The 26,918-nt window shown below is 55.1% G+C and carries 34 protein-coding genes and 1 tRNA gene; 21 read left to right on the forward strand and 14 right to left on the reverse strand.

Translation table 11 applies throughout. From position 1 onward, the window contains the following. The first annotated feature begins 677 nt into the window (after positions 1 to 677). Together ABJ205_RS07635 and ABJ205_RS07640 are read left to right on the forward strand one after the other, a co-directional pair. The gene (locus ABJ205_RS07635) at positions 678 to 2,774 is read left to right on the forward strand and encodes an ATP-binding protein (protein ID WP_348155121.1); all 2,097 of its coding nucleotides are present in this window, start codon (positions 678 to 680) and stop codon (positions 2,772 to 2,774) included. A 95-nt stretch (positions 2,775 to 2,869) separates the two neighbouring features. Then, positions 2,870 to 3,019 (forward strand): hypothetical protein, encoded by a 150-nt coding sequence (locus ABJ205_RS07640; RefSeq protein ID WP_348155124.1) that lies wholly within the window; start codon positions 2,870 to 2,872, stop codon positions 3,017 to 3,019. 56 nt (positions 3,020 to 3,075) lie between these two features. On the opposite strand, the gene ABJ205_RS07645 is transcribed toward ABJ205_RS07640, so the two are convergent. Then, positions 3,076 to 3,765, reverse strand: coding sequence for a response regulator transcription factor (locus ABJ205_RS07645; RefSeq protein WP_348155127.1), 690 nt, complete (start codon positions 3,763 to 3,765; stop codon positions 3,076 to 3,078). A gap of 208 nt (positions 3,766 to 3,973) precedes the next feature. Between ABJ205_RS07645 and ABJ205_RS07650 the strand changes: the two genes are divergently transcribed. From ABJ205_RS07650 to ABJ205_RS07690, 9 genes are all read left to right on the forward strand, one after another. Beyond that, complete coding sequence (locus tag ABJ205_RS07650; RefSeq protein WP_348155130.1) at positions 3,974 to 4,129, forward strand: hypothetical protein; 156 nt, start codon at positions 3,974 to 3,976, stop codon at positions 4,127 to 4,129. A 335-nt stretch (positions 4,130 to 4,464) separates the two neighbouring features. Further along, complete coding sequence (locus ABJ205_RS07655) at positions 4,465 to 4,602, forward strand: hypothetical protein (protein WP_348155133.1); 138 nt, start codon at positions 4,465 to 4,467, stop codon at positions 4,600 to 4,602. A gap of 23 nt (positions 4,603 to 4,625) precedes the next feature. Continuing rightward, entirely contained in the window at positions 4,626 to 4,754 is a 129-nt protein-coding gene (locus tag ABJ205_RS07660) for a hypothetical protein (RefSeq protein WP_348155135.1), read from the forward strand. 182 nt (positions 4,755 to 4,936) lie between these two features. Next, a complete protein-coding gene (locus ABJ205_RS07665) occupies positions 4,937 to 5,212 on the forward strand; it encodes a hypothetical protein (protein ID WP_348155136.1) in 276 nt (91 codons plus the stop codon). Between the two features lie 21 nt (positions 5,213 to 5,233). Then, complete coding sequence (locus ABJ205_RS07670) at positions 5,234 to 5,476, forward strand: hypothetical protein (RefSeq protein ID WP_348155138.1); 243 nt, start codon at positions 5,234 to 5,236, stop codon at positions 5,474 to 5,476. After that, positions 5,466 to 5,714, forward strand: coding sequence for a hypothetical protein (locus tag ABJ205_RS07675; RefSeq protein WP_348155140.1), 249 nt, complete (start codon positions 5,466 to 5,468; stop codon positions 5,712 to 5,714). Before ABJ205_RS07670 ends, ABJ205_RS07675 begins: the two co-directional genes overlap by 11 nt. Positions 5,715 to 5,850: 136 nt before the next feature. Further along, the gene (locus ABJ205_RS07680; protein ID WP_348155142.1) at positions 5,851 to 7,083 is read left to right on the forward strand and encodes an HlyD family efflux transporter periplasmic adaptor subunit; all 1,233 of its coding nucleotides are present in this window, start codon (positions 5,851 to 5,853) and stop codon (positions 7,081 to 7,083) included. Position 7,084: 1 nt separating this feature from the next. Further along, positions 7,085 to 9,193 carry a peptidase domain-containing ABC transporter gene (locus ABJ205_RS07685; RefSeq protein ID WP_348155145.1) on the forward strand — a complete coding sequence of 703 codons (2,109 nt, stop codon included), beginning with the start codon at positions 7,085 to 7,087 and terminating at the stop codon, positions 9,191 to 9,193. A 194-nt stretch (positions 9,194 to 9,387) separates the two neighbouring features. Further along, the gene (locus tag ABJ205_RS07690) at positions 9,388 to 9,675 is read left to right on the forward strand and encodes a hypothetical protein (RefSeq protein WP_348155148.1); all 288 of its coding nucleotides are present in this window, start codon (positions 9,388 to 9,390) and stop codon (positions 9,673 to 9,675) included. 340 nt (positions 9,676 to 10,015) lie between these two features. Here the strand turns inward: ABJ205_RS07690 and ABJ205_RS07695 are convergent. Then, positions 10,016 to 10,090: transfer RNA gene (locus ABJ205_RS07695), tRNA-Gly, on the reverse strand. Between the two features lie 257 nt (positions 10,091 to 10,347). Here ABJ205_RS07695 and ABJ205_RS07700 point away from each other — a divergent pair. Beyond that, positions 10,348 to 11,274 carry a tetratricopeptide repeat protein gene (locus ABJ205_RS07700; RefSeq protein WP_348155185.1) on the forward strand — a complete coding sequence of 309 codons (927 nt, stop codon included), beginning with the start codon at positions 10,348 to 10,350 and terminating at the stop codon, positions 11,272 to 11,274. A gap of 9 nt (positions 11,275 to 11,283) precedes the next feature. Continuing rightward, entirely contained in the window at positions 11,284 to 11,895 is a 612-nt protein-coding gene (locus ABJ205_RS07705; RefSeq protein WP_348155151.1) for an LON peptidase substrate-binding domain-containing protein, read from the forward strand. A gap of 5 nt (positions 11,896 to 11,900) precedes the next feature. On the opposite strand, the gene ABJ205_RS07710 is transcribed toward ABJ205_RS07705, so the two are convergent. The 6 genes from ABJ205_RS07710 to argB form a co-directional block, all read right to left on the reverse strand. After that, the gene (locus tag ABJ205_RS07710; RefSeq protein WP_348155154.1) at positions 11,901 to 12,962 is read right to left on the reverse strand and encodes a serine hydrolase; all 1,062 of its coding nucleotides are present in this window, start codon (positions 12,960 to 12,962) and stop codon (positions 11,901 to 11,903) included. A gap of 74 nt (positions 12,963 to 13,036) precedes the next feature. Further along, entirely contained in the window at positions 13,037 to 13,663 is a 627-nt protein-coding gene (locus ABJ205_RS07715) for a MarC family protein (protein ID WP_348155188.1), read from the reverse strand. A gap of 15 nt (positions 13,664 to 13,678) precedes the next feature. Next, positions 13,679 to 14,446, reverse strand: a complete 768-nt coding sequence (locus ABJ205_RS07720; RefSeq protein WP_348155157.1) for a hypothetical protein — start codon at positions 14,444 to 14,446, stop codon at positions 13,679 to 13,681. A 34-nt stretch (positions 14,447 to 14,480) separates the two neighbouring features. Further along, positions 14,481 to 15,374 carry a bifunctional methylenetetrahydrofolate dehydrogenase/methenyltetrahydrofolate cyclohydrolase FolD gene (folD, locus tag ABJ205_RS07725; RefSeq protein WP_348155160.1) on the reverse strand — a complete coding sequence of 298 codons (894 nt, stop codon included), beginning with the start codon at positions 15,372 to 15,374 and terminating at the stop codon, positions 14,481 to 14,483. After that, positions 15,371 to 15,667: a YggT family protein gene (locus ABJ205_RS07730; protein ID WP_348155163.1), complete on the reverse strand. Its 297-nt coding sequence runs from the start codon at positions 15,665 to 15,667 to the stop codon at positions 15,371 to 15,373. Before ABJ205_RS07730 ends, folD begins: the two co-directional genes overlap by 4 nt. Before the next feature lie 153 nt (positions 15,668 to 15,820). After that, on the reverse strand, positions 15,821 to 16,726 hold the full coding sequence (argB, locus tag ABJ205_RS07735; RefSeq protein WP_348155166.1) for an acetylglutamate kinase: 906 nt from the start codon (positions 16,724 to 16,726) through the stop codon (positions 15,821 to 15,823). Positions 16,727 to 16,955: 229 nt separating this feature from the next. Between argB and ABJ205_RS07740 the strand changes: the two genes are divergently transcribed. From ABJ205_RS07740 to ABJ205_RS07755, 4 genes are all read left to right on the forward strand, one after another. Further along, a complete protein-coding gene (locus tag ABJ205_RS07740; RefSeq protein WP_348155169.1) occupies positions 16,956 to 17,294 on the forward strand; it encodes a DUF2282 domain-containing protein in 339 nt (112 codons plus the stop codon). 116 nt (positions 17,295 to 17,410) lie between these two features. Beyond that, positions 17,411 to 17,977 carry a hypothetical protein gene (locus tag ABJ205_RS07745; protein WP_348155172.1) on the forward strand — a complete coding sequence of 189 codons (567 nt, stop codon included), beginning with the start codon at positions 17,411 to 17,413 and terminating at the stop codon, positions 17,975 to 17,977. A gap of 109 nt (positions 17,978 to 18,086) precedes the next feature. Continuing rightward, positions 18,087 to 18,467 (forward strand): hypothetical protein, encoded by a 381-nt coding sequence (locus tag ABJ205_RS07750; RefSeq protein ID WP_348155175.1) that lies wholly within the window; start codon positions 18,087 to 18,089, stop codon positions 18,465 to 18,467. 144 nt (positions 18,468 to 18,611) lie between these two features. Further along, positions 18,612 to 19,277, forward strand: coding sequence for a hypothetical protein (locus ABJ205_RS07755; protein ID WP_348155178.1), 666 nt, complete (start codon positions 18,612 to 18,614; stop codon positions 19,275 to 19,277). A gap of 24 nt (positions 19,278 to 19,301) precedes the next feature. Here ABJ205_RS07755 and ABJ205_RS07760 read toward each other — a convergent pair whose 3' ends face one another. Further along, complete coding sequence (locus ABJ205_RS07760) at positions 19,302 to 19,598, reverse strand: DUF1294 domain-containing protein (RefSeq protein ID WP_348155180.1); 297 nt, start codon at positions 19,596 to 19,598, stop codon at positions 19,302 to 19,304. A gap of 126 nt (positions 19,599 to 19,724) precedes the next feature. On the opposite strand from ABJ205_RS07760, the gene ABJ205_RS07765 reads away from it, so the two are divergent. Further along, positions 19,725 to 20,696 (forward strand): hypothetical protein, encoded by a 972-nt coding sequence (locus ABJ205_RS07765; RefSeq protein WP_348510041.1) that lies wholly within the window; start codon positions 19,725 to 19,727, stop codon positions 20,694 to 20,696. A 321-nt stretch (positions 20,697 to 21,017) separates the two neighbouring features. Here the strand turns inward: ABJ205_RS07765 and ABJ205_RS07770 are convergent, their stop codons facing one another. From ABJ205_RS07770 to ABJ205_RS07780, 3 genes are all read right to left on the reverse strand, one after another. Continuing rightward, positions 21,018 to 21,206 carry a hypothetical protein gene (locus ABJ205_RS07770; RefSeq protein ID WP_348159762.1) on the reverse strand — a complete coding sequence of 63 codons (189 nt, stop codon included), beginning with the start codon at positions 21,204 to 21,206 and terminating at the stop codon, positions 21,018 to 21,020. A gap of 68 nt (positions 21,207 to 21,274) precedes the next feature. After that, a complete protein-coding gene (locus tag ABJ205_RS07775; protein WP_348159763.1) occupies positions 21,275 to 22,330 on the reverse strand; it encodes a hypothetical protein in 1,056 nt (351 codons plus the stop codon). Between the two features lie 79 nt (positions 22,331 to 22,409). After that, positions 22,410 to 23,450 (reverse strand): ribonucleotide-diphosphate reductase subunit beta, encoded by a 1,041-nt coding sequence (locus ABJ205_RS07780; RefSeq protein WP_348159764.1) that lies wholly within the window; start codon positions 23,448 to 23,450, stop codon positions 22,410 to 22,412. A gap of 231 nt (positions 23,451 to 23,681) precedes the next feature. Here ABJ205_RS07780 and ABJ205_RS07785 point away from each other — a divergent pair, with 231 nt between their 5' ends. Genes ABJ205_RS07785 through ABJ205_RS07795 form a run of 3 tightly spaced genes read left to right on the forward strand, consistent with a single transcriptional unit; the run spans position 23,682 to position 25,983 of the window. Beyond that, positions 23,682 to 24,389 carry a CDP-alcohol phosphatidyltransferase family protein gene (locus ABJ205_RS07785; protein ID WP_348159765.1) on the forward strand — a complete coding sequence of 236 codons (708 nt, stop codon included), beginning with the start codon at positions 23,682 to 23,684 and terminating at the stop codon, positions 24,387 to 24,389. After that, the gene (locus ABJ205_RS07790) at positions 24,386 to 25,027 is read left to right on the forward strand and encodes a lysophospholipid acyltransferase family protein (RefSeq protein WP_348159766.1); all 642 of its coding nucleotides are present in this window, start codon (positions 24,386 to 24,388) and stop codon (positions 25,025 to 25,027) included. The genes ABJ205_RS07785 and ABJ205_RS07790 overlap by 4 nt, the downstream gene beginning before the upstream one ends. Next, the gene (locus tag ABJ205_RS07795; RefSeq protein WP_348159767.1) at positions 25,024 to 25,983 is read left to right on the forward strand and encodes a phosphatidate cytidylyltransferase; all 960 of its coding nucleotides are present in this window, start codon (positions 25,024 to 25,026) and stop codon (positions 25,981 to 25,983) included. The genes ABJ205_RS07790 and ABJ205_RS07795 overlap by 4 nt, the downstream gene beginning before the upstream one ends. A 9-nt stretch (positions 25,984 to 25,992) precedes the next feature. Here ABJ205_RS07795 and ABJ205_RS07800 read toward each other — a convergent pair whose 3' ends face one another. Then, entirely contained in the window at positions 25,993 to 26,280 is a 288-nt protein-coding gene (locus ABJ205_RS07800; RefSeq protein WP_348159769.1) for a hypothetical protein, read from the reverse strand. A 165-nt stretch (positions 26,281 to 26,445) separates the two neighbouring features. Next, entirely contained in the window at positions 26,446 to 26,808 is a 363-nt protein-coding gene (locus ABJ205_RS07805; protein WP_348159770.1) for a PilZ domain-containing protein, read from the reverse strand. Positions 26,809 to 26,918: the final 110 nt, after the last annotated feature.

Here is a 26,918-nt window from a genome sequence, read left to right on the forward strand (position 1 = left end):
GTCCTTCACCACCAGCTCCGCGGACGCTTTGGAATTTGCTCGTTTTGATCTCATCTTCGTTCCTTACAGTCACTACGATGAGACCAAAACACTCCTCTATCCAACTACCTCAGTCTGTCTCATGAACGCTGACGGGGAACATCCGCGCATGCGCTTGGATCATCTTGTCTCGCCGCACTACGTTAGCTCGGCAGGGAGAGGTAGCTGCGCTTCTCCCGTGTACCCTCTCAGCTAAATCGAGCTCTGCTCGCTAAAATCGTAATGCCCATCAATCAATCACAAACATCAGGCGTGTTTGCATCCAACATAATGTAAGAAAGTCAGCATTGCATCGTTTACGGCTGAGAGCCGACATTCCGCAATCGACCCAATTGCGGACAATCAATTGCAATATTTTTGATCCCGCCCCTTGAAAACGAGATTTAGTCTGAGCGTCGATAGCGCAAATGACCTATCGACTTTTCTTTGTGTCTGTAATCTGGTGCGGATGTGCGATTTTGCCTTGGGGATTGCTAGTCTTAGAGTGCCCGGGGCCAATCTCACCTCCGTTTTGTAGCAACAGGAAGCGTAACCAAATCAGCATGAGAGGTACCGCTAAGTTTCGCAGTCTTTTTCGATGGCCGTCACGGCGAGAGAGCATTTCCCTCATTTTGCTCATCGCCTTTATGGGAGTGGTAGTGCCATTCGAACCCTATGATTGGTTTCAGCGGTCGATAACCGCTTCAACCAATTCAAAACTCTACACCGGCAATGGGGTTGTTGTCGCAATTGATGCGAAGACCGAACGGGAGCTTACCTCAAGAGTCTGGTCAGAAGCAGATCTGGCAAAATTGTTGGAGGAGGTTTCCAAGCACTCTCCAGAGCAAATCGTAGTAGCCAATCAATACTTCGATGAAAGGAGTAAGACAGAAACAGCGAAGCTTGCAGCTGCGTTGACAAGACTGCCCGTTACCCCCGCTTGGCAAATCGATCTAGCACCCGAGGACGTCCGTGAACTGACCGAAGACACCGCGCTTGCAACAAGTGAACAACTGGCGCCCTCATCCGCGTGGCTCGCGCCAAAGATTGCTCAGCATGTTACTCCTACCGTCATTGTCTTTCAAACCCTTTGGTTTCGTGCGCCAACCTTCACGCCCTATGCAGTTCAAACAAATGACGGAATCGTCCCCGGAGCGGCAAACGTCTTGGCAAATAAGGCAAAGATCCCGCCGAGAGCCACATTCGAGATAGATCTGAGCTACGATCCAAAATCGATCCCTAAGTTGAGCGCGATTGATGTTCTCAATCAGGATTTTTCACCTTCGGAGCTTCGAAACAAGAAGGTAGTGATCGGCTTCACAGAAAGGCTTGGCAGGGACACGCGCCAAACGCCTTTGGACCAGTACACCTCAAGCGCGACTCTCGTCATCCTCGCCGCGCAAACGCTCGAAGACGGACCTCCCATCGATCTCGGCTGGGCTCCAGCCTTCATAGTTTCGATAGTGGCCGCGCTGTTCTGGGTTGTGTTCCAGAGACCCTATGGCCGGTGGATTGCTCTTGCGACATTTGCGGTAATTACGTTCAGCCCATTTCTTCTCGAAAGGTACCTAGTCTACCAGGGAACATCACAAGGCGTCTTTCTCATACTCATCGTGGGTGTCGCCAAATTCTGGCAACGAGGCAGGGAAGCAATCCAAGTGTATCGCAGCGCGGCCGAAACGAAATCGCAGTTTTTGGCACAAGCGAGCCACGATTTGCGGCAGCCCATCCATGCAATTGGCCTTTTGGCCGACAGACTTTCGCAAACTGACCTGACGCAGGATCAACAGGAAATCATCTCCAAGATATCCTGGTCGGTCGACAATGCACGCCGCATGTTCCGCGCTCTGCTCGACATAGCAGCGATCGAGAGCGGCACTTTGCAAAAGGAAATCGGCGCAGTTTCGGTGAACGAGCTGCTCGCCCAAGTGGACAGCCAAAATGCACTCGCAGCGGAGCAGGCCAATGTGGACCTTCGCCTTGTGCCTTGCGACCTAGTGATCAAGACTGACCGCGCGCTCATCGGAACTATGCTGCAAAATCTGGTGTCTAACGCAATCCGATATTCGCCGGGGGGTAGAGTCGTTGTCGGCTGCCGCCGCGAAGGCGCTGGCTTGTCATTGTCAGTCATCGACAACGGCCGTGGCATTTCCTCCGACGAATTGGAGAATGTGCAGAAGGAATTCTATCGGTCTGTCCAAAGGTCAAACCTGACAACCGTGAATAAGGGTTTAGGTCTGGCCATCGTCAATCGGCTTGCAGGCATCTTGGGCCTGCGGTTTGAACTGAGATCAGAGCTGGGAATAGGGGCGTCAGCAAGGATACACGGTCTGAAAATTATCCCGGCTGCGGCAAAGACGATACCGCTCGCAAAGGAAACCAGACTGCCGTTGTCAGGAGTGCGAGTCGTTTTGGCGGACGACGATGAGGAGACCCTCGATTCCACCCGCGCTGTACTTGATAGATGGGGATGTGAGGTGAGTTCGTACACCGAGCTACCCGATACGATCCCCCCTTGTGATATTGTCCTGAGCGATTTTGACTTCGGATTTGCAGGCACCCTTGCCAAGCGGGCAGAAACCCTTGAGCGCATTCAAGCAAAGGGTTCTTCACTGATCATCATCTCTGGGCACCACCCAGAACAAATCCGCGAACTCTTGCCTTTGCATGAGGGCCTCATTCTCACGAAGCCCTTACGGGCAGCACAATTGCGCTCAGCCTTGATGTCGCTTCGGACGACGAAATCGGTCAGTTAGTACGTCTTAGCTAGTGCACCTACGGCTGCCATGTGTATTCTCAGACTTGCCCCGGCCAAGACGGTCGGACGAATCGAACGGACTGGAGAGAAACCTTGGAAACGAAAGATATTCAGCCATTGCTTGATGCTGAGATTGATGCGGTCGTTGGCGGTATCGATGGTACGGAACCAATCGGCTTTTGGGACGATTGGAGGCCACCATGGTGGGGTGGCGGTGAAAGCAACCCCGGATTGCCACAGTAAATCGCACAAAAAGGGCCGCTCAAAGCGGCTCTTTTTTTGTGCGATTTAGAAAACCTTCAAACGCCGTATTTCGTCGCCATGGCAGCCGCCGCTGTACGCGTCTCGACCTTGAGTTCTCTCAGTAGTGCAGAGACATGGATCCGCACTGTGAAAGGAGAAATGCCAAGATCCTTTGCAATCTGCTTGTTCGAATGGCCCTCAGCGATGCCGCGCAGAACATCCAGTTGACGCGGAGTCAGGCTTGAGAACTGAGAAACCGAAGACGCTCCCTCGATACCTCCAGACGCGCTGACATTGACGAATTCGCCCTCGATGACAGCAAGAATGCCGTCCCGGATTTGTTGCTGACTGGCGGCCTTGCTTATAAACCCATCGACCCCGGTAGACATGATATGATCAGTCGAACGGCGGTCATCTGCCATCGATATGATCACGATTGAAGCGAGCGGGAACTTGGAGCGAAGCTGCGGTACGGCCTTTTCGATATCCATACCGGGAAAGCGCAGATCTAGGAGGAACAGCTGCGGATCACTGCCCGCAAGCGCGACCTCCATTAACTCGTCATAGGTGCTCGCGTGCTCCACCTCAATGTCCGGATCAATCTGATGCAGGATCGCCTCAACGCCCTCTCGAAAGATCGGATGATCGTCGGCGACTAGCATTCTGTGCCCGGCTGGCGGGTTGTCGCGTTGAACTCTCAATTCAGATAACTCCTGTACCGACGCAATCGTGCCTTTTCCGCGCATGCCTGGCTATAGTCCATCGACACTATGGACCTGTATTCAGCCAAAAGAGCTAATTCAATCGGTCTAGATCCTCAATTCTAGTGCCTAAGGGCTAGATAGATGAGGTTAGAATAGGACAACTAGGTCACTGTATCTATTGTGAAAATCTCTCCAGGGTCGATCATAAGTCCATCAGTAAGTGGCTGATACAGAACTTAGGAGACAAGCAATGAACACGATGAAGATGGATTCGCTCAGTGCCACGGAAATCGAGCTAGTGGTTGGCGGTATTGGTGGTGTGCCTGGTGAGCCCACGATCCAAGATTTGATTGATCAGGCCGATCAGTTTGATGAGATCACTCGCTGGCGCCTGGGTATCACTTGATCAATCCTGCGGTGAAAGCCCCCCTTTTCGCTGCAAGTTGGCGCTGAATTGATCGGACTTGGCATTTGGGCGCAAGTCTAAGGCTCTTCCCTTAGAACGACCAACCACCCCACCCAGTCCGGGGATCATCGTCCCTTCAATCAGCGCATGAGGCCGGGGGTAACCGAGCCAATCGCTTGGGCACCTCTGGCCTCCCACAGATCATTGGGTCGAGATCAGATGACCAGCACGGAGCAAGAGTGCCATCCGGGACTGGCCGAATATCCAAGGCGGTTGCGCCTTAGCGGGCGAGGAAGCTCGTCATTTTTCAGGCACTCGAACGTTGGAGAAGACAGATGAAAACTTTGACGAAAACCGAAATCGAAACTGTTGTTGGTGGCTTTAGGCTTGTGGCTCGCCCTGTGCGCCCGACCCCTCTGCCTGCAAATGAGCCTGTGATCATCAATGGCCGCCCCTCAGTGTTTTCATTCTAATCGAGAAGAAAAGGAATATGTCCATGAAAAATCTCAACACACAAGAGATCGAAACCGTTGGCGGCGCATTTGGCGCGGTGCTCGTAATCATTGGGCCGATCGGCCCGCTGATCGCTGCAGGCGAAGCCGGTAAAGAAGCCGCGGAAGACTGATCGAGCCTGACCTGAACGCGGCTGAGGGCTGCGGGCAGGTCCCTCATACAAACAGATGGGAGCCAGGCGACGCATCGGCGTCCTTCGCTCCTGAGGAATTTCGTCGCGCCAAAACAGCGCTTCGGGAGGCGGGGAAGTTGTGTGCCGGAAACCCGCGCTGGCAACCACATTGGAGAAGTGAAATGTCTAACATGAACCATGCCGCGTTCGCGCAGTGCGGAATCCAAGAACTGAGCTTTGATGACATCGAAATGGTCGGCGGTGCTGTTGATTGGGGCGGTGTTTTTGAAGGAGCCGCCACAGCCGCAGCGGGTGTCCTCTTGGTAACTGCGGGATCTGCAGCGACTGCAGGGACGGCTGGAGTCGCATCTATTCCTGGTGGGATCGCCATCGCTGCAGGCGCAGTCGCCATTGTTGCGGGCGGTGCGCAGGTGATCGAATCTGCTATGAAGGACTAAATTCTAGATTGGAGAGGTAAGATGAAAGAACTCACGTTCATTCTGCTCGGATTGATGTCTTTGTATTTCGCATACTATGTTTTCAAGACCGGGAAAGGGCACATGCCTTTGATCGCTTTTGTCGCAGCAAGCGTGTTTGCAACCGCTATCGCGGTATTAGGGTTTGAGAGACCAAGCAGTCTTCTGCAAGTTGGTGGGATTTTGCTTCTTATTTCTCTGATTTTTCTTTGGAAAAAATCAAGAAAGAAACATCATGAAAATTGAATCTGAAAATCGAATTGCCGAACTGAATTTTGCTGAGATTGACGCGGTCAATGGCGCTGGCGAGGACGACAGCTATTGGGGTGGCGTTGGCAAAATTGCACTTGGAGTAGGCGCCGTTGCAGCGGGAGTGGCCACAGGCGGAACCGCGGTGATCGTAGCAAGCGTTATTGTCGGTGCCTACACGGCATATCAAGGATACGACGAGGCGTCAGGCGCTCTCGAATCTGCAGGCAAGTAAACCGGGTGTGGTGCTGGAGTTGTGTGTAGCGCTCCAGCACCCTAACCCACTTGCACTATTCCGCTTTCCCGCCGAACGCGGTTAGTGCTGTGCCATCAAAGGCGCGCCAAGCATAAGGGAAGGTGCAACACCGAGCATGGCATCATTATTCCGCAAAGAAGTCCTCACCCAAAAGAAGGACCGTCTATCGGGCGATGTTTCGATTGCGGTGCCTATGCCGTGGCAAGTCATCGGCTACCTCATCTTTGGCGCTGTGAACGTTGCGCTTATCTTCCTCAGCCTTGCGAGCTACTCGCGGGTTGAGACGGTCACGGGGACAGTGGTCCCTGATCGCGGGGTCGCCTCAATCATCCCGACCCGCTCTGGCACTATCACCGAGGTCATGGTCGACGATGGCCAGCGTGTCGAAGCGGGCGCTACGCTTGTAGCGATCCGCGCGGAAGAGGATGCAGCTTCGGGCCTTTCTGCTGCTGCTCTTACCGAACAAGCCATTGCGCGTCAGGACGCAAGCCTAGAAGCACAGCTTATCGCCTCGCAGCGTTCCGCCGCAGCCCAGCGCAGTCAGATCAGCGTGCAAGCCGCAGGCCTTCGCACCGAGATCGATCAGCTGCGCTCGCAGATAACCTTGCAAGAGAACCTGGTCGCCTCCGCTCAGCAAAATCTTGACCAAGCACAAAGCGTGGCGGAGCGCGGATTTATCAGTCAGGTTGATTTACAAAGGCGCGAAGATACGGTCTTTTCGCGTCAACAACAGCTTGCGCAATTGCAGCAATCGCTGACATCGCGCCGCGCTACCCTTGCAGAGCTTTCGACCAGTTCCGCTAATATCGCAGCGCAAGCACAGAGCCAGGCTGCCGGTATCTCTGCCAGCCGCGCGCAAGTGGCTCAGCAGGCGGCTGGAAATGAAGGCGCACGTTCTTATGCATTGAGCGCCCCGATCACTGGTAATGTGACAGCGCTCACCACGCGATCCGGGCAAAGGGTGGGACCACAAAACCAGATCATGGCGATCGTGCCAGAGGGCTCAATCTTGCGTGCGGAGCTGAGCGTGCCGAGCCAAGCAATTGGCTTTGTGAAGGTAGGCCAAGAGGTGCGCCTTGCGATCGACGCCTTCCCTTATCAGCGTTTTGGTACCGTCACTGGCACCGTGCGCACCGTTGCCAGCAGCGCGTTGACCCAGCAGGCGCCCAATGGAGTGGTTGTCTCAGTCTATCCGGTCGTGGTGGAGCTGCAAGACACCGAAATCAGCGCCTTCGGGCGCATGGAAGCGCTGGTGCCAGGCATGACGCTCACCGCGCGGATCGTCACCGAAGAGCAGTCCCTGATCGAGTGGCTGTTTGAACCCCTCTTTGCTGTGCAGAAGCGTTAACATGGAACTAGATCTTGGATTTATGACGCGCAGCCGAGTGCGTTTGGTGCGCCAGACTGAAGTGGCTGAGTGTGGGCTTGCAAGCCTCACCATGGTTGCCAACTATCACGGCTTTGACGTCGATCTTGGCACAATGCGGCGCAAGTATTCGCCCTCGCTAAGAGGTGCACCTTTGCGGGCGCTGATTGGACTGGCGGATCAGATTGGGCTCACCCCGCGCGCGGTGAAGCTGCCTCTAGAGGAGTTGCAAAACCTCCATATGCCAGCGGTCCTTCACTGGGACCTCAATCATTATGTCGTGATCGAGACGGTGAAGGGCGGGAAGGCACTCATCCATAACCCCGATGGGCGCACCACATGGATGGCCTTGTCCGAGGTTTCGGACCATTTCACCGGCGTTGCCCTAGAGCTTCGCCCGAGCAGTGATTTCGACAAGAAGTCCCTTCGCGAACGCCTCCATCTCTCGCAGCTTTGGCAGAGTATGACGGGAATGAAGCGCGCGCTTGCGCAGATCCTGGCGCTAAGCCTTGTGCTTCAAGCCTTCGTGCTGGCGTCCCCCTATTACATGCAGATCGCGATCGATAACGCGCTGCCTGCATTGGACGGCGATTTGCTCACTACGCTGGCGTTCGGGTTTGGGCTCTTCACGCTTATCAATGTGATCGCGAGCCTCTTGAGGAGTTTTGTCCTGCTCAATGCCGGGACCAGCGTGGGCTATGGCCTCGCGACCAATATCGCACGCCGTCTGTTCCGGCTGCCGATTGAGTGGTTTGAGAAGCGGCACACGGGCGACATCCTCTCACGCTTTCAATCGATCGCGCCCATTCAAAATTTGCTTACCCAAGGCGCGGTGGCAGCGCTTGTCGATGGGGTCATGGCGACTTTCACCCTCGCGGTGATGCTCTTTTACAGCCCGCTCTTGGCGCTCATCGCGATTGTTGCATTCCTGCTCTATGGCGCGGCGCGTTTGATCAGCTTCTCTTTCCAAAGGGAGGCCGAAGAAGCGACCATCGTCACCGGGGGTAAAGAGCAAACTATACTGATTGAATCCTTGCGCGGTATGGTCACTTTGCGGCTGTTTGGGCGCGAAACCCTTCGCCACGCTCTTTGGCAAACAAGGCTGACAGACTCGGTCAATGCAAACGTTCGCCTCGCGCGTATTGGGATCTGGCAATCCGGCGCCAACCTGCTGATCTTTGGGATTGAGAACATTCTCACCATCTGGCTTGCCGTTGGCTTTGTAATTGACGGTGCTGGCTTTAGTGTGGGCATGGTGTTTGCTTACATAGCCTATAAAAACCAGTTCATTGGCAAGTCAGCGGCGCTGATCGACCAAGCGATCCAATTCCGCATGCTGGGCCTGCATTTGGAACGCCTGTCCGACATCGCTTTGTCCGAAGAGGACCGCAGCTTTGCCGATGGCCAAGAGACCCACACTGAGCTCAGCGGCTCGGTTGAACTCAAGGATGTCTATTACCGCTATTCGCCAAGCGATCCGATGGTACTGCAGGGGGTCAATCTCAAGATTGAACAGGGCGAGCATGTTGCGATTACCGGGCCATCGGGCGGGGGTAAGTCGACGCTGCTCAAGATCATGCTGGGCTTAGTCGAACCCGAAGGTGGAGAGGTGCTGATTGACGGCATCGCTCTACCGCGCTTTGGCTACAAGAGCTTCCACCGTCAGGTCGCAGCAGTGTTGCAAGATGACAGCCTGTTTGCCGGATCGATTGCGGACAACATCGCGCTGTTTGACGATGAGTTAGATATGGAGCGCGTGGCCCGCGCCGCCGTTGCTGCCTCGATCGCTGAAGACATCATGGCCATGCCGATGCAGTTTGAAACGCTGATCGGGGATATGGGTTCGACCCTATCCGGGGGCCAAAAACAGCGGGTTCTGCTTGCCCGCGCGCTTTACCGCCAGCCTAAGATTCTTCTGATGGACGAAGGCACCGCTCACCTTGATAGCAAGCACGAGACAGCAGTGAATGAGGCGATCAATTCAATGGGCATCACCCGTATCATCATAGCACACAGGCAAGAGACGATTGCTGCGGCAGACCGAACACTGACACTGTCAGCCGGCAAATTCCAACCGACAGACGACGGCTGATGCACTAAATAAGTTAGTTCCTAGTCTCAGCGATTACACTCGCCGATCTTGTCGAACCCAGACAAACCTAAATAGCCTTCGTTTCAACAGGTAGTGCAAGGATAAACTATCCGGCGAATCCAACTGAGGTTGGTCAGCCAACCCAACTCGGCGTCTACAATGAGAACCTCGGCCTAACCGGGGGCATAGGAGATGTGGAGGATGTTGAAAGTTTGGAAGAGAGTGAAACAGAACCAAGCTCGGCAGACAACACCCCGCTTCCAGTCCTCATTGACCAGCCCACAGTACCTCTGGATCGCCTTGGAAACTTCACTGAAGAAGCGATGAATGCTGGCATTGCTGTCAGGTGGTCTTTCGAGGGAATGTCGGGCTACGTAGTTGCCTCTAACGCCAATGAAGTGGGTTGCCGCGACTACTATTTCACGGACGACAGCCGTCCCGAATGGCGTTCAGCAACCCAAAGTTATTGTTCGGCGGACTGATAGGGTTAGCCTGCCTTCTCAAACCGTTTTCTGATCGCCGACGAAGCTGCTTCAAGCTGTTCATCGAGTTTGCCAGCCAAGACCATTCCGCGGACTTCACACAATGCATGTTCAACCTCATCTAGGTTCTGGCATTCAATCGATACCAGCCCTTTCTGAAGCTCTAGGGACTGCTTCCCGTACTTGATCCTCCGAATCTAGCTCACCGGCCTGTTTGGCTATTTGATCGTACCCCGGCGTCTTCCCTCCAAAATCGGATATCCGAATGCGATCCGTACATGCAGGATTTCAACCCGTTAGAAAATAGGGTCATGCTAAAGCATTGATTTTACGAAGAAAATGGAGCGGGCGAGGCGATTCGAACGCCCGACCCCAACCTTGGCAAGGTTGTGCTCTACCCCTGAGCTACGCCCGCTCACTGACGCTTCAACAGGAAATTGCTAAACAGCACTTCTCTGTCGGGGTGGCGGCGCGATTAGCAGTGGGTGCACAGACCCGCAACCCTAAAAACGCGATAAAATGCAGTGATATTCAATTAGCCGTCTAGCCATCAGCCCTCACGGCCTTCACAAGGCTCCAAAACGTCCCACATAAGGGACCAGTATCACTTAGCGGCGCGCCTTGGTTAGATCAGGTCCGCCATTTCAAAACAGGAGCATCCCCTTGGCAAGCATGGGACTCAACATCGAAGAACAAAAAGCTGTCGATCGCTTCCGCAAGGAGGTGGTTGAGCCCAGCATGACCAAGCTCGTTATTGTCGACTTCTGGGCGGAGTGGTGCGGGCCCTGCAAGGCTTTGACCCCAGTGATCGAAAAGGTGGCGGCCGATTACGCCGATAAGGGCGTCATTCTTGCTAAGATCAATGTCGATGAAGACAAATTCATCGCAGCTCAGTTTCAGGTTAAGTCGATCCCGACAGTCTATGCCTTGTTCCAAGGGCAACCGGTCGCAGATTTGACGCAGGCACGCACCGAAAGCCAGCTTGGCCAGATGCTCGACCAATTGCTGGGTCAACTTCCTATCGAGGCCGGTGCGGCAGATGGCGCGCCGCAGGGGCCTTCTCCGGAAGAGATTGAGCAATTCCTCGCAATGGGCGAGGCAGCGCTGAGTGAAGGCGATGCGCAGCGCGCTGCGGGTATTTTCTCACAGGTCGCCGAATTTGCAGGCGATAATGCCGCGGCTCCTGCAGGTCTTGTCAAAGCGCTCGTGGCGTTGGGGCAGACCGATGAAGCCGGACAGGTTCTGGCAGCAGTGGAAGCCGATCCAAACCTTGCAGGCGATCCTGCGATTGCAGCGGCTAAGAGCGCGTTGGAGCTTGCAGCGAACTCAGTCGATGATGATGAGCTGTCTGGCCTGCTCTCAGCGGCGAAAGGCAATCCCGATGATATGGACGCTCAACTTGCGTTTGCGGAGGCTGCCTTTGCAGCAGGCGCACGCGATGAAGCCGCCGACACGCTTCTTGGCATGGTTGAAAAAGATCGCGGATGGAATGAAGGAGCGGCACGCGCGAAACTTCTGAAGATTTTTGAGGCTGTAGGCCTCGAAGACGAATGGGTGGTGGCCACCCGCCGTCGCTTGTCCAAGATCCTTTTCGGATAAGAGGCCCCCTTGCCTACACGCCTCTCCATCTTTCCGTTAGCCGGTGCTGTCCTCTTTCCTGGCCTGCAACTGCCCTTGCATATCTTCGAACCGCGTTACCGCGCGCTTGTTGGCGATGCTTTAGTGCGCGACCGGCGTATTGCCATGATTCAGCCACAGCGTGCCGTCGATGGCGCACCGCTCTATTCGATTGGGTGCGTTGGGCACATTGGCGAGATCGAGGCGATGGAAGATGGGCGCTATAACCTTGTCCTCGAAGGGCAGTCGCGTTTTCGCATCCTCCATGAAATGGATGTGGCAAGCGCGTTTCGTCAGGTCGAAGCTGAACTGATCGAGGATGATGAAGACGAAACGCTAAGTTTTGCTCAGCGCGGCGGTTTTGAACAAGAAGCGCGCGAATTTGCCGATGCACAAGGATACAGTGTTGATTGGGAATCGGTAAAGCGGCTCGACGATCAATCGCTTATCAACGGTGTGTCGCAGATCGCGCCTTTTGATCCGGCATCAAAGCAGGCTTTGCTTGAAGCCAATTCGCTGACCGACCGCTGCGAACTTTTAGTGCAATTGATGCAGTTCTTTGGCCGCAGCGATGGCACCGAAGAAATCACAACGCTACAATAGCGGCGCTATTCCTCCGCGTTGGCAGCTTCTTGAACAATAGGCGGCGCAGGCAGCGTTCTCAACATTGTGGTGAGCGCGATGAATGAATTGCGCTGTGCTGTCTTGCGATTGTAGCTTTCAGATTGGACTACCAGAACCGCGTCCATGCTTGGTACGAGCGCTACGATATTACCGCCATTGCCTTTCATCATCGCCGCCCCTTCAAAGCCTCGCTGAGAGCGGATCGCCGAAAACCACCACAGATGGCCATAGTGGACATGTTCATCCAATTGGTGTGCTGGCCTGAGAATATCGCGCAACCACGCTCCAGGCAAAACCTCTGTTCCTTCCCACATACCGCCGTCAAGAACCAAGCGCCCAATTTTGAACAAAGCCTCATCCGAGATGGTCAGCTGACCGCCTGATTGTATCTCACCGCTTTTGGATGTGCGCCAGTCTGCGCCATCAATGCCAAGGGGGTCAAACAATCGACGTTGAACATAAAGGTCGAAGCGTTCGCCAACGGCTTTCTCGACCACTTGACCCAAAAGAAACACGCCTGCGGTGCAATAGGAGAAGGGGCCGATACCTCGCTCATCACGGGTAAACTCGCGCTCTGGCAGGCTCAGTGCGAAATCGCGCCATCTACGCTTGGGGTACATGCGTTCTTCTTGGCCCGGTGAGCGACGTTCCCAATCGTTGCAATCAAGCACGCTGGCCATGTTGAGAAGGTCGAGCACGGTGACGGCGTTAAACGGCGCACTACGCTCGGACCCAAGATAGGACCACACAGCCACATCCACTCCGGCTAAATCGCCATCTGCAATTGCTGCGCCCACTGCGAGGGCTGTGATGGATTTACCGGCCGATTTTATATCAACCCTATCGCCCAGCTCGCCTTTTCCGAAACGCTTGCGGTAAACCACCTTACCGCCAACCTCGAGCGCAAGGGCGCGGATTTTGCCAAGATCGCCGTCCTCGATGCGTGTCTCAAGCTCTTCGAGTGATAGGTCTGGAATAGGCTGAGCGTGCGCAATCGATGCCAAGCACAGGCTCAAAACCGCTCCTAGAACCACCGCAATTCGCATCGCCGACCTCCCAGCAAAGTCCGTTGCCCACCCGGCGCTGTTATGAGGCAAAGACTTGAAACGCGAGATGAACCTTAAACGATCCCAAAATTGCCCTTGATGCCGTCAATCACATATTGAGCCGCAAGGGCCGCCAATAGCACGCCTAAGAGCCGCGTGATAACCGCCTCTACCTTGTCACCAAGCAAGCGGATCAACGGACCAGCCGCAACGAGGGCAAGCGCGGTTAGGAACAGAACTGCGCCCAATGCCGCAAAAACCTCGATGGTTTCGGTCGCTGTTTCCGCCTCATTCATAAGCAGCATGACCGCCGCAATCGCCCCGGGACCAGCAAGCATTGGCATTGCCATCGGAAAGACAGAAACGTCCTCGACCTCGGGGTCTGCATTCACCTTGTCAGCGCGGTCTTCGCGGCGTTTGGTGCGTTTTTCAAAGACCATTTCGAACGCGATCCAGAACAGCATGAGACCGCCTGCGATGCGGAAACTATCGAGCTCAATATGGAGCGCACCCAAAAGAGCTTCGCCGAACAGGGCAAAGATCATAAGGATAACCGCAGCGATGGTCGTCGCTCGCCAAGCCATATTGCGTGCCTGTGCAGGCGTGGCTTCTTTCGTAAGGCCCGCATAAATCGGCGCGCAGCCGGGCGGATCGATCACCACAAACAAGGTGATAAAGGCGGAGAGGAAGAGTTCAGGCAACATTGTTGCCCCTCATCACTCATTCGGCGCCGATGCAAGCGTTTCTTCAATCGCAGTGACCCAATTGCCTTCGAAGAAATAATCAGCCGTCACATATTTGAGATTGCCTTCACGGTGTTCCCAACGCCAGCGCAGCGTCCCATCGCGTGATACCTGCATGGCCGAAGCGCCGCCTTGTCCCGCTGGAACTGCAGGGGCCAACGGCACTGTTTCGCCTTGGCGCGGGCAGGTTGCGATGAGGCCTTGAACCAAATCAATCGCCGTCACCACAATATCGCCATCCTCAAAGTCTGGGCGCGGTGGTGGCTGAGGGTTATCCAGGCCCGCAACATCATATGTCCACTTGAAGCTGCCATCATTTTGACGCGTCCAAGTCGTCACATAATTGCCGACCTTACCTTCTCTATCGGCGAAGCGTCCTTGGCTAAGCGCAAGCGAACCATCGCAGCTTTGAACGACAACGCGCGGGGCCCATTGGGTTTGCACGCCTGCCTCTTCGAGAGTCTGTGCAATCGCTTGTACCGGAACAACGCCATCACCTAAATGGATTTGCGCGCCCGGTGCAGCAAAGGACAAAACGGCACCGGCAAAGCCTTGCTCTTTGGCGGCTTTGGCATAGGCGAGTTCAGTCGCGACGATTGTGCTTGGCTGAGCTTTGCCCGGTGCTTTGGCCAGAACTCGCTCAATAACGCTTTTGGAAGGACCGCGCGGCGCTCTGGAAGCGCAAGCTGATAGTGAAACGGCAAGAACACCAATCATGCCATAAGTCAAAACGCGCTTCATGCAGTCTCTCCAAAAACCTTTGATGGCGTAGAGCCTAAAGCCCCTCGGGTACATCTAGATCCGCATTGCGATATGCAGCAACCAAAGTGTTGCGAAGCAAAACCGCGATTGTCATCGGTCCAACACCGCCCGGAACGGGGGTGATGGCCGCTGCAACCTCGCTTGCCTCATCGAATGCGACATCACCAACAAGTTTGCCTTTTTCCTTACCCGGTTCAGGCGGCAGGCGGTTGATGCCAACATCGATGACGGTTGCGCCGGGCTTGAGCCAATCCTTACCAACCATATGAGGCCGCCCCACTGCCGCAACGACAATGTCTGCGCGCTTAACAACACTGGCCAAATCCTTAGTCCGGCTGTGCGCGATTGTGACGGTGGCGTTTGCATCCAGCAAAAGCTGCGCCATTGGCTTACCAACAATGTTGGACCGGCCAATCACGACTGCATCAAGGCCGGATAAGTCACCCAAACGATCGGTCAAAAGCATCATGCAACCCAGCGGCGTGCACGGGACAAAGCCCGATTGCCCAACCGATAGCCGGCCTGCATTGATAACATGAAAGCCATCTACGTCCTTGTCCGGACTGATAGAGGCAATGATCGATTGTTCATCCAAGTGGCCGGGCAATGGCAACTGAACCAGAATGCCGTCCACAGCATCGTCATTATTGAGCTGATCAACCAGAGCCAGCAGCGCCTCTTCGCTGGTATCGTCGGGCAGGCGGTGCTCAAAGCTCTCCATATTGGCAGCGAGCGTAGCCTTGCCTTTAGAGCCGACGTAAACTTGGCTGGCAGGATCATCACCCACCAGAACTACAGCAAGGCCGGGCCTACGCCCCGCAGCATTGGCAAAATCAAGCGCATGGCCGCCAACACGTTCACGCAAGGTGGCGGCGAAGGCTTTGCCGTCAATTCGAGTGGCACTCATAGGGATTGGCTAATCGAGTTAAGAACAATCAAGAGGATTTGCGCGACTACAATGACAACCAGCGGCGACAGATCAAGCGCCCCGGTTTGCGGCATGATGTTGCGCACAGGCCTCAAAACCGGGTCCATCAGGCGGTTCACTGAATCATAGATCTGCATCAAAAACTGGTTCGAATTATTCACCACATTGAAGGCAAACAAGAGCCCGATCACAAACTGCACAATCACGAGCATGACGAAAACATTCACCAGCAAGGAAATGATTTGGATGAGCGTATCAATAAGTGTGGGCATTGGGTTTCAATTACCTTGTCGTTTGACGGCTCGGAAAAGCAAACAGATTGCCTCCTGACCACCAGTGTGAGTCCCTTATCTAGCGTATTACCCGACTAATACGCCATTTTCCAGCCTAGAGCAGATTCTTTAGAGCGCCTTTTCGCCCTCAGTTTATGCATGCACCAGCGTGCCTGCCCCCGTTGCCGTGAAGAATTCAAGAAGCATCGCATGCGGCACACGTCCATCCAGGACAACTGCTGCCTCGCAGCCCGATCCCACTGCCGTTACACAAGTTTCCAGCTTGGGAACCATGCCGCCTTTGACGACGCCTTCTTGTTTGAGCCGTGCAATATCGTCCGGCGTAAGGTCGGTCAAAAGCTCACCATTTGCATCCAGCACGCCGGGCACATCGGTTAGAAGGAACAGACGCGCCGCACCCAAAGCCGCTGCGATAGCGCCGGCCATAGTGTCAGCATTGATGTTGTAGGTTGCACCATCCTCGCCCCCTGCAATCGGCGCAATCACCGGGATCATTCCAGCCGCAACTGCGGTGTCGATCACCGATGTGTCGACATGGGCTGGCTCACCGACAAAGCCGAGATCAACGACTTTCTCAATCTGGCTTTCAGGGTCTTTGGACGTGCGCGTTACCTTGCGCGCCGATACTAATCCGCCATCCTTGCCCGAAAGGCCAAGCGCCTTACCGCCCGCATTGCTAAGCCATCCGACAAGCTCTTTGTTGATCCCGCCGGAGAGAACCATCTCGGCAATTTTCGCCGTTGCCTCGTCGGTTACGCGAAGACCGTCAACAAAGGTGCTTTCCACCCCAAGCCGGGCAAGCATATCGCCAATTTGCGGGCCGCCGCCATGGACGACAACCGGGTTAATCCCAACCGCTTTCAGCAGGACAATATCTTCCGCAAAATCACGCGCCGCTTGGGGTTCGCCCATCGCGTGCCCGCCATATTTCACCACAAAGGTGCGCCCTGCATAACGCTGGAAATAGGGCAAGGCTTCAATCAGCACTTCGGCTTTTGCAAGGTCAGGGGCCCCATTGGCTCCATTGGTTTTGACCATGTTTCCATCTCGCTCTTCTGCTCAGGACGATTCCCTTCACCGAGAGGCGCTTAGCGGTTATGTGCGCACTAGGAAAGAAGGCGATGGAACGTTTCTTTTACAGGGCTAACCTGACCAAGTTGCAAAATTTGCTCTTTTCTTTGTAATCAAATATTGGTTCCATCCGAATCAAGGGTCGATTGGGGGCACATATCCCCCGCCCTACTTCGAAAATTGATGGAGTATTATCATGAATACAAGTCGTCTTAACGGTTCGATCGCTCTTGCTGCGGCCGCTGGTCTTGCTGCTGCATGTTCAGGCGCTGCTGACGCACCAGCGGCTGCAGAAGCAGGTGCAGAAACCGAAGAAGTGGCCGCTACCGATGCTGATGCGAAAGAGAGATGCTTTGGCGTTTCACTTGCTGGCAAAAATGACTGCGCAGCTGGCCCAGGCACAAGCTGTGCCGGTACGTCTGTAGTCGATTATCAGGGCAATGCATGGACCTATGTCGATGCTGGCACTTGTGCCGAAACAGAGCGTCCTGACGGTTCATTCGGATCGCTCGAAGAAACCGCAAACATCAGCTAATCACTTAGCCCATTTGGTTTTTGAAAAGCCGCTCGGTTTACGCCGGGCGGCTTTTCTTTTGCGCGCAATCAAACGAGGCTTCCTTTTAGGCGCGGCGGTGCTAGCCTGACCGAAAGATGCCTCGCAAACCCTCTCGCCCTCGTTTTCGCCGACCGCGTTTGCCGCGCTCGCCTGGTCGGACGACGCTGTATAGCGGATGGCTCTCATGGCGGGTTCCCATCCTTGGGTTTATCGCGGTGGGCGTTTGGTGGTTTGCCATAAAGCCAATCACGCCAGAGCAAGGCTGGGTCAGCGTTGAGCAGAAATTTGCCTTGTGCGGTGAAGGATCGCGCCAACAGGCTTGCGTTGTGGACGGAGACACTGTCCACATTGGTTTTGGCGAAAACCGCCGCCGCATTCGCTTAACTGGATTTAACGCCTCCGAGCTGGACGGCGCGTGCCAATCAGAAAGCGCACTTGCCAGAATCGCCAGAGCCCGTCTTCACAATTGGCTTAACCGAGGGCCGTTCGAATGGGACGGCGCGCATTCACCCCCACGCGATCAATATGGGAGAGAGCTTCGCGAAGCCCGCCGCACTGCGGCTGACGGCTCACAAGAATCCTTGGCCGGTGTGATGATCCATAGCGGCCTTGCCTCTGCAACTGGCTGGGGAGAATATCCGCGCGATTGGTGCGCGCCTTAATTCACTTGAGCAAACAAACAGGAAAGGCTTGCCCTCGCGCGCGCATCGCCTAGTCTAATCTTCGTAAACACACGGCCAACCGTTAGTCAGTCATCAAAGGGGAAATGCCATGACAGAACCAGCCAAAACAGACACCAACCGAGAGGTCGGCCCAAACGGCGGTTTTGACTTCAACCAACCCACCATCATCTCACTTTGCTACCTTGCCAGCTTCGTCACGGGCATCACCGGCCTCGTGGGCATCGTACTTGCCCATGTTTGGAGCGGCGAGAGCAAGGACGACTGGTCGGCCTCGCACTTTTCCTATCTCATCCGCACCTTCTGGTTCGGTTTCGCCGGCTTTGTCATCGCCGGCGTCTTGTCATTCGTGTTTATCGGCATTCTGCTGATGCCGCTGATCGCCATTTGGGTCGGCGTGCGCAGCGTGATGAGCCTCCTCAAAGCGCAAAAGCAGGAACCCATGCCCGACCCGAACACTTTGATGTTCTAAAGCTCGGCTCGGATTTCTCGAGCCGCTTGCTGCTCCGAAACACCGTTCAAGGGTTCACTGGCCTTTGGGCGGTGTTTTACGTTCAAAGATCATTGCAAATCCAAACAGGAATGGAACGCGACATGACGGCCTTGGCGCGCTAACATGGCAGACATGACAGATATCTCCCTTCGCACCATCACTCTTGCCCCTGCCCTGTTGCTGATGGCCTGCTCTCAATCCGATCCTGCCCCCGCGTTACAGGCGGAGGAAGAGGTGCAAAACACCTTCTTCTCGGCCCTCGCCGAGCATTGCGGCAAGGCCTATTCTGGGCAGCTCGTGAGTGACGACGAGGCGGATGCGGACTTTATTGACGCGGCCATGGTCATGCATGTCAGCGAATGTTCGGATGAAGGGATCGCCGTTCCTTTCCATGTCGAACTCAATGGCGAATGGGACCGTTCGCGCACTTGGCTCATCACGCGAACCGATAATGGGTTGCGACTGAAACATGATCACCGGCATGAAGACGGCGAAAGCGACCAACTGACCATGTATGGGGGCGACACCACCGATGAAGGCACAACGAAAGAACAAAGCTTCCCCGTCGATCAATTCAGCATCGATATGTTCAACGCCCAAGGATATGAGGTCTCGGTTACCAATGTGTGGTCAGTAGAAGTAGACCCGGCGGGCAGCGAATCGCCCAAGTTCACCTATCAACTAAAGCGCACCATCGAAGGCGGCGCACCGGAACCGCGCCTGTTCCGGGTGGAATTTGATTTGAGCGAAGAGGTCGAAGCACCGCCCCCTGCATGGGGTCACGAATAGGGGCCCAATCCCGCCTCGTACAAGTCACCAAAAATAGATCAGCGCGAACGCCGCCGCGCATATTTGCAGTCCAGCGATTGTGTGCAGCTGGCTGCTGAACGGCTGTTTGCGGGTCTTATGCCGAAACAACGCCCGTCCAGCATAGGCCCCGCCAATCCCGCCAAAGAACGCAAACTGCAACAACCCCGCTTCTGGCACGCGCCTCCTGCCGTTTTCTGCCGCCGCCTTGTCCCAGCCAAAAGCAGCAAAGGCGGCAAGATTCATCACGCAAAGCGCGGTCGCAAGGTTCGCCGGTTCGAACAACCATTGGATTGCATTCATACTTGGCACATCCTCTGCATCGTTGAACGTTTTATGAAGAGCATTTTAAAATCCGCTTGAAAGCTGAGCTTTTTGAGTAAACACATGGTAGGCTGTGAACATCTTCGAAGTTATGGGGCAATGAACATGCGGTTTCCGATACAATTTTTTGTAGGCGTCGCTGCCTGTGTTGGTCTTGCTAGTCTGTCTGCACAATCAGGCCTTGGCCCAAACAGCCTTAAGGTGGACGGGATCAATTACGAAAGCGAAGTCCAAGCCATCTATCTCGGCGATTTTGCAAATGCGAGGATGCAGCGAGATGGCAATGCCTACGCCTTCCTCCTAAACAAATTCATCGCCGCCTATTCGCGCACCTGCGCCGCCCAATTGCCCAGCAATAAGGTGGAGATCATGGCCACCCGCTGCCTTAGAGAAACCGTGACGCGCAACGGGTTCGGGGTTGAGACCAACCGCTATTGCTCGCAATCGGAAACCTACGGCACCGGGCGATATGCCGACCCTGACCTGATGGCCATTTCAAAGCGGCTTGAAAGCAAGACCGCAGGCGAAGTTCTCGGCAGCATCATACCGAGGCAAGGCCAAGATCCGGGCGCAAGCTCGCGCCGCATGGTGGATCAGGCATTGGCCGCCAACGGCGATATGGAAAAATTGCTGTCGCAAAACAGCTGCAACAGCGCAGCTCTCAAACGGTTTCAGGCCAATTTTGAACGCTTCGGATCGGGCGGTGCGCCGCTAAAATTGGCAAGCGGGGCCACGCTTTCCTCCAGCAGAGGCGGCGGCGGCGCCTATGTCCCGTCCAATTACGGCAAGATGATCAATGACTTGATCGCAGTAAACGCCCAAGGGTGGATGCTAAACCGCTACATCGGAAGCAGCGTGTCGAACGTATCGGTAACCCGCAAAGACCCCGCAGGCCGCCCCCTCACAATCAGTGCCCGCTACCGCTTCAACCAATTGGGTCAGCCAAGCAATGGCACAGTGCGAGTGGAATACCGCGATGGCCGGCCCGTATGCCTATACTTCTTCGACGCGCCGGGCACATGCCGGGTGCCAAGCCCCGGAGTGGTGACCGCATATGAGAAGGGTGAGTATCGGTAGGGCAAGCCTTCGATCAAAGCGCCAATGCCGTTTCACAAGTGATGAGTTCATTGCGTGTATGCTGCGATATGTGAGGCGTCTCCTTTAAGGTTGCGGCGCGGGATTAAGGCCCGTTTTCCCGTAGGAAACCGATCCGAACCAAGCCCATGAAAACAAATGCGAAAAAAGAACTTTTGACACACTTGGCACACTGTCCAAGGGCGAAAATTATTTTACCGTCGAATCCGCTGCTTGAGAGAGGCAAAAGGCAGGCGATAAGGGGATGCGTCATGCCAACGGATGTAGCGGACGAGGTATGGTGTAGGAAAGGTCGGCGGCATGCTAACGGGCATCCGGAAGCGGGATCATGGCCGTGCCGCTCTTGGCCCAGCTGGTGATGAAGACGTCTTTGGGAGAGCCGCTTGGCATTGGCTCATAGGGCTTGAAATTGGGCTTCTCGCCAGAGGCAGCGATGCCCATTACTTCGCAAAACCCCTCAATAGTGGTCGCCTGCACGATTTTGTGTTCCATGATTCCCCCCCGGTGTGATTGTGGTGGGGAGTGTAGCGCGTGGGGAAGCGGGTGGTCTAGTCCAGCTCTTAACGCGAAAACCCCCCGAAATTGGGCAGCTCTGGATATGAGCTCTCTAAACTATGTGGCTCAAACATTGCAGGGGATTCGCGCGGTTCTGCTGTCAGTGTGCGCCAGATCTCACCCATGAATTCAGAACATTTCAGCGGGTGCAATGAAACGAAGCCGCCGTCTTTAAGGACAGGTATCTCTGAGAGCCCGAAAACATCTTCGAGCTCATCGCACACAACAGCCTGGTCAGATTTCGACATTCCAAAACTTGTGCCAAGAATTTGGACGTGCGGTTGCGCTCTTGCAGACAAGACTTTGAGATTGGGTCGATGATATCCAAAACCCAGGAAGACAATTCGATCAGCAGCGGAGATCACACCGTGAATTCCTGAGACGAGATCTTTGTCCTCCACCTGTTCGGTGAATGTGAGAATTTGGGACATTGCGCTTTGTGTATCGCCAGATCCATCGTGACCAAATCTCACGGTCTCACTGCCCTTCTCCCACTCCAACGATCCAGCCTTCCCATACGGGCGAAAGACTGGAACTGAGCTGTACAGCTCTCGGATATCTTGAACCGGCACACCGTAGTACTCTGCAATCGCGAAAGGCAGATACTGTTCTACGATTCGATCATAATTGAAGTTAATCAGCGCAAAGTTATTGAAAATATCGCCTATTTCTGACTTTCGCACGTTCTCGGTTAACAGCTTCACCAGCCGATCAAGCCAAGTATCTGAATAGCTTTGAATCTTAATCTGATCAGGGAAGTGTTCGACCCAGCCACTAAGATCGAGCTTTCCTTCTGAAGCGAGAATACTGCGTACGATCCCCGCTTTTCCTACGAGTGAGGCCTTTGGATCCTCCAACGCATCGAGCACGTTATCGATGGATAGAGCCTGCCGACTCGACTTAACGAGTTGCCAAGCAGCATGTAGGTGTTCGTTGTATCCGCCTACATCCTTTTGTGCCCCAAGAGCTGATCGCAACGCTTCGGCAACGACGTGATCGCCTCGGACCTGTCTCCCAAAGTCGTAGGATATGTCGACAAGTTGGGCGACATCTGAAAGCAAAGCACCGCCGAGAGGCAGACCAAACTCAGAGCTAGCCCCCGCGCCAACGACAAATACTGTCTTAGCGCGGAACACTTACCTACTCCGCCGCTTCGAACATATCCGGGCCGTCGCTCACAGCTTCTTCTTCATTCGCAACTTTCGCCTTTTGGCGGTTGTCAAAGCTCGACCAGACAGTGTTCCAGTCGCCCTTCGTTGCGCCTTTCGAATATTCGGTGGCGCGCGCTTCGAAGAAGTTGGCGTGCTCTACACCGTTAAGCAGCGGTGAGAGCCATGGCAGCGGGTGCTCGTCGATCATGTAGATCGGTTGCAGCTTCAATTGGCCCAAACGCCAGTCGGCGATGTAGCGGATGTATTTCTTAATATCCTTGGCGGTCATGCCCTCAACCGGGCCCATCTCAAACGCAAGGTCGATAAACGCATCTTCAAGGCGCACTGTTTTCTGGCAGATGTCGATGATGTCTTCTTTGACCGACTTGGTCAGGCAATCCCGCTCTTCGCAGAAAGTGTGGAACATCTTGATGATGCCTTCGCAGTGCAGCGTCTCATCACGCACCGACCACGATACGATCTGGCCCATGCCTTTCATCTTATTGTGGCGCGGGAAGTTCATCAGCATGGCGAAAGACGCAAACAGTTGGAGCCCTTCGGTAAAGCCGCCAAACATGGCGAGCGTGCGGGCGATGTCCTCGTCGGTGTCGACGCTGAACTGGTTCATGTAATTGTGCTTGTCGGCCATTTCCTCATAATCGAGGAAGGCGCTGTATTCGCTTTCAGGCATGCCGATCGTGTCGAGCAGGTGCGAATAGGCCGCGATGTGCACTGTCTCCATATTGGAGAAGGCGGCGAGCATCATTTTGATCTCTGTGGGTTTAAACACACGGCCATATTTGTCGTGATAGCAATCCTGCACCTCAACATCGGCTTGGGTAAAGAAACGGAAGATCTGCGTGAGCAGATTGCGCTCATGCTCAGTGATGTTTTGCGCCCAGTCGCGGCAATCTTCGCCCAATGGCACTTCTTCGGGCATCCAGTGGATTTGTTGCTGACGTTTCCAGAACTCGTAAGCCCAAGGGTATTGGAACGGCTTGTAGGTATTACGGGCTTCGAGCAACGACATCTTGTGTATCCCTATTTGCGTGTTGGGTTATAGCTATAGTTGAAAGAGGTTCGAAACCGAAGGCAAGAGTGGATGATTCGGTGGGGATAAGCCGTGCAGAAACTGAGTCGAGTGGATCGGCACGGGCGTGGGTGTGGGCGCAGGCTAAGTGACTTTACCTAGAAATTTCTCGCCAGATGGAGAGACGGCGCCTAACTTGACCGCAGCCGATAGCTAGGGGATCGCGTTCATATGACATTAGAAAACGGCGAGAATACAGGCGCAAATAGGGGGCAGGAGCCGGTCAAAAACAGGCGGCCACTGGCAACCCGAAGCGCAGGCTGGGCTAAGGCACTTGCAAGAGGCCTTGCCGCTGCCGGACTGACCCCCAATGCCATTTCGGTTCTCGGAATTTTCTTTGCCGCCGCCGGGGCGTGGGCATTTATCCAAGCTCCCTATGGAAGCCAATGGCTGTGGCTTGGCGGGGCGCTGGGCATTCAATTGCGCCTGCTTGCCAATATGCTCGACGGGCTGGTCGCGGTGGAAGAGGGCAAGTCTTCGGCGACCGGCGCGCTCTACAATGAGTTTCCCGACCGGATTGAGGATGCGCTTTTGCTGATTGCAGCGGGGTATGCTGCGAATGAACCGGAACTTGGGTATCTTGCTACAGTATTCGCATTCGGCACCGCCTATATTCGTGCGCTTGGCGGATCGCTTGGGTTGGAGCAGGACTTTGTGGGGCCAATGGCCAAACAACACCGCATGTTCTTGCTGACTTTGGGAGCTATTGCGGCGTTCGGCGCGTCATACCTCGCAGCCAATGAACGTTTGCTAGTCTCGCTACCGCGCGACGTGATAGAATGGACATTGTTGCTAATAGTGCTTGGGGCAGCCTTCACCTGCACCATTCGCCTGCATCGCATCGCGAAGCTCTTGCGCGCTAAGGAGGCTGCCGAATGATTGCGCGTCTGGTGGGCGAAGCCTTGTTCGGAGCGGCCAAATTCCTCGTCGGCGGGCAGGCACGCTGGCACGGATGCGAACCTACGACCACACAGCGCATCTACTTCGCCAATCATGCCAGCCACATGGACACGATCATCATGTGCGGCGCACTGCCCGGTTACTTGCGCGAGACCACGCACCCCGTGGCGGCCGCAGATTATTGGGGCGGCGGCGCAGTGCAACGCTTTGTTGCGCTTAAGGTTCTGAACGCAGTTTTGGTTGAGCGCGGCGGGAGCAAAGACCCCCTCACCCCTTTGCGCGAGGTGCTCGAAAGCGGGGAATCGCTGATCATTTTTCCAGAAGGAACACGGCGAGCCGAAGCACTTCCCGGAGCATTCAAGGCCGGGCTGTACCATCTGGCAAAGGAATTCCCAGACGCCGAGCTGGTGCCCGTCTACCTCACCAATTTGGCGCGCGCTTTTCCCAAGGGCGCGATCCTGCCTGCCCCGATTAGCGCCGCTGCGCATTTCGGAATGCCGATCCAATTGGGCAAAGGCGAAGAGAAACCCGCCTTCCTTCAACGCGCCCAAAAGGCGATTCTGACGCTTGCGGGCCAAGATTTGGCCGAAGAAGCGGCGGAAGGAGAGGACGCATGATGCCTGAGCTAAACCTGACCGTGGACCCAACCATGGCAACGCTGTTCGGGGGCGTATTTGCGCTCCTATTGGTCGCATCATCCATCGGTTTCGTGCTGTCCAAGCGGGTTAGCAGCGAAGGCGGGATTGCGACGGTCGAGAACCTCAATCAACGCATCAAAGCCTGGTGGTTTATGATCGCGATTTTTGCGGTCGCCTTTGTGTTTGGGAAGGGGGTGACCATTGTCCTGTTTGCGCTCACCAGCTTCTTTGTGCTGCGCGAATTTTTGTCGCTCACCCCAACGCGGGCCGAAGATCACACCGCGACGGTGGCCGCGTTCTATCTGTTTATCCCATTGCAATATTGGCTGATTTATTCCGATTGGCAGTCGCTCTTCTCAATCTTAGTCCCAGTTTGGGCCTTCCTGCTGTTGCCGCTGCTCGCCGTGCTGAAAGGTGAGACGACCGACTTTCTTGCCCGCTCCGCCAAGATCCAATGGGGCATGATGCTAGGCGTCTATTGCATCAGCCACGCGCCTGCGTTGCTGCTGCTCGACATACCGGGATACACGAACAATTTCCTGCTGCTCTTCTTCCTCATCACCGTCGTCCAACTTTCCGATGTGCTGCAATATGTGTTCGGCAAGCTGTTCGGTAAACACAAAGTCGCGCCCCGCGTCAGTCCTGCGAAAACGTGGGAGGGATTGATCGGAGGAGGCCTCTCAGCAGCCGCCATTGGCGCTGCTCTCTTCTGGATCACGCCGTTTGCCCCATGGGAAGCGGGACTGCTCGCGCTCACAATCGTCTTTGCGGGTTTTGCAGGAGGGCTGGTCCTGTCCGCAGTCAAACGCTCACTGGGAGCAAAGGATTGGGGCACAATGATCGAGGGGCACGGCGGCGCGCTGGACCGGATGGATTCGGTGAGCTTTTCCGCGCCCGTCTTCTTCCATTTGGTGAATTACTTTTTCGTAGCCTAGCGTCTGGTCCTAGTCCCGGCGCTTTTTCGATCCGAAGAAGCTGCCGCCGCCCAAAACGGTGACGCCAAGGAAGAAGCCGAAGTCGTACCAACCCCCGTTATTGGGCACCGCATAGACGGCGATGTCCGGGCTGAAGAGCGATCCGATAAAACTCCATGGGAAGATGAAGCCGTGCCATAGCCCCCAAAGAAAGCCGGGCGTGTTTGGTTCTGCGCTGATGCCTGCGTCAATCTGGCTCGCACAGGCGGAAACTGCAAAAACAAGAGTTATGGCGACAAGAATACGGCGTGTTTGCATGGCGGATGCTCGAAAGTTAGAGGCTCACATAATTGCAGCAAGTTTGACCGCCAGCCACAAAAAAGGAAATGCGATCCCACCAACCACCATGACCAATCGTCCAGTGCTTGAAAGGTCCAGTATTTGAACGGAAGCGCCGGAAGTAAGAACGCGCGGTGTGCGCGGTCAGATCATCCGGCGGACGGGAAGTCCCGAGCTGTCTGTTGCGTGAGCATCATTGGCCAAGTCCCACTCTTCTGCGGCCAAATGCTTAAGCACGCGCGCTGGAAGCGGCCGAGTGAATTCGAGGCCGACGCGGTCACCTTGACGCCAAGCCACCTCCGCCTTGTGAGGGCCCGTTCCAGCGATGATGAGGCTTACGTAAGAGCCAAGACCCAACCCGCCGCGCGGGTCTTCGACCCGGCAACCGCCGCTCGACAGATCTTGGAATGAAACATCCCATTGATAACCGTGATCGGTTTTACAGGTGCCATCCGCACTGGTTGGCACACGCTCAGAAGTACGGGTAATGATGTCCTTCTTTATCAAAGCTCGGATCCCTTAGGCCTTTGAGTGGGACCGCTTTACAAGCTCAAAGTTAATAGATGTTTGCCATGAGGCCGGCCTAGCAAGGCCAAAGAAGACCCCCGCGCGGGCAC

The organism is Erythrobacter sp. (assembly GCF_039988855.1).
GTDB lineage: Bacteria > Pseudomonadota > Alphaproteobacteria > Sphingomonadales > Sphingomonadaceae > Erythrobacter.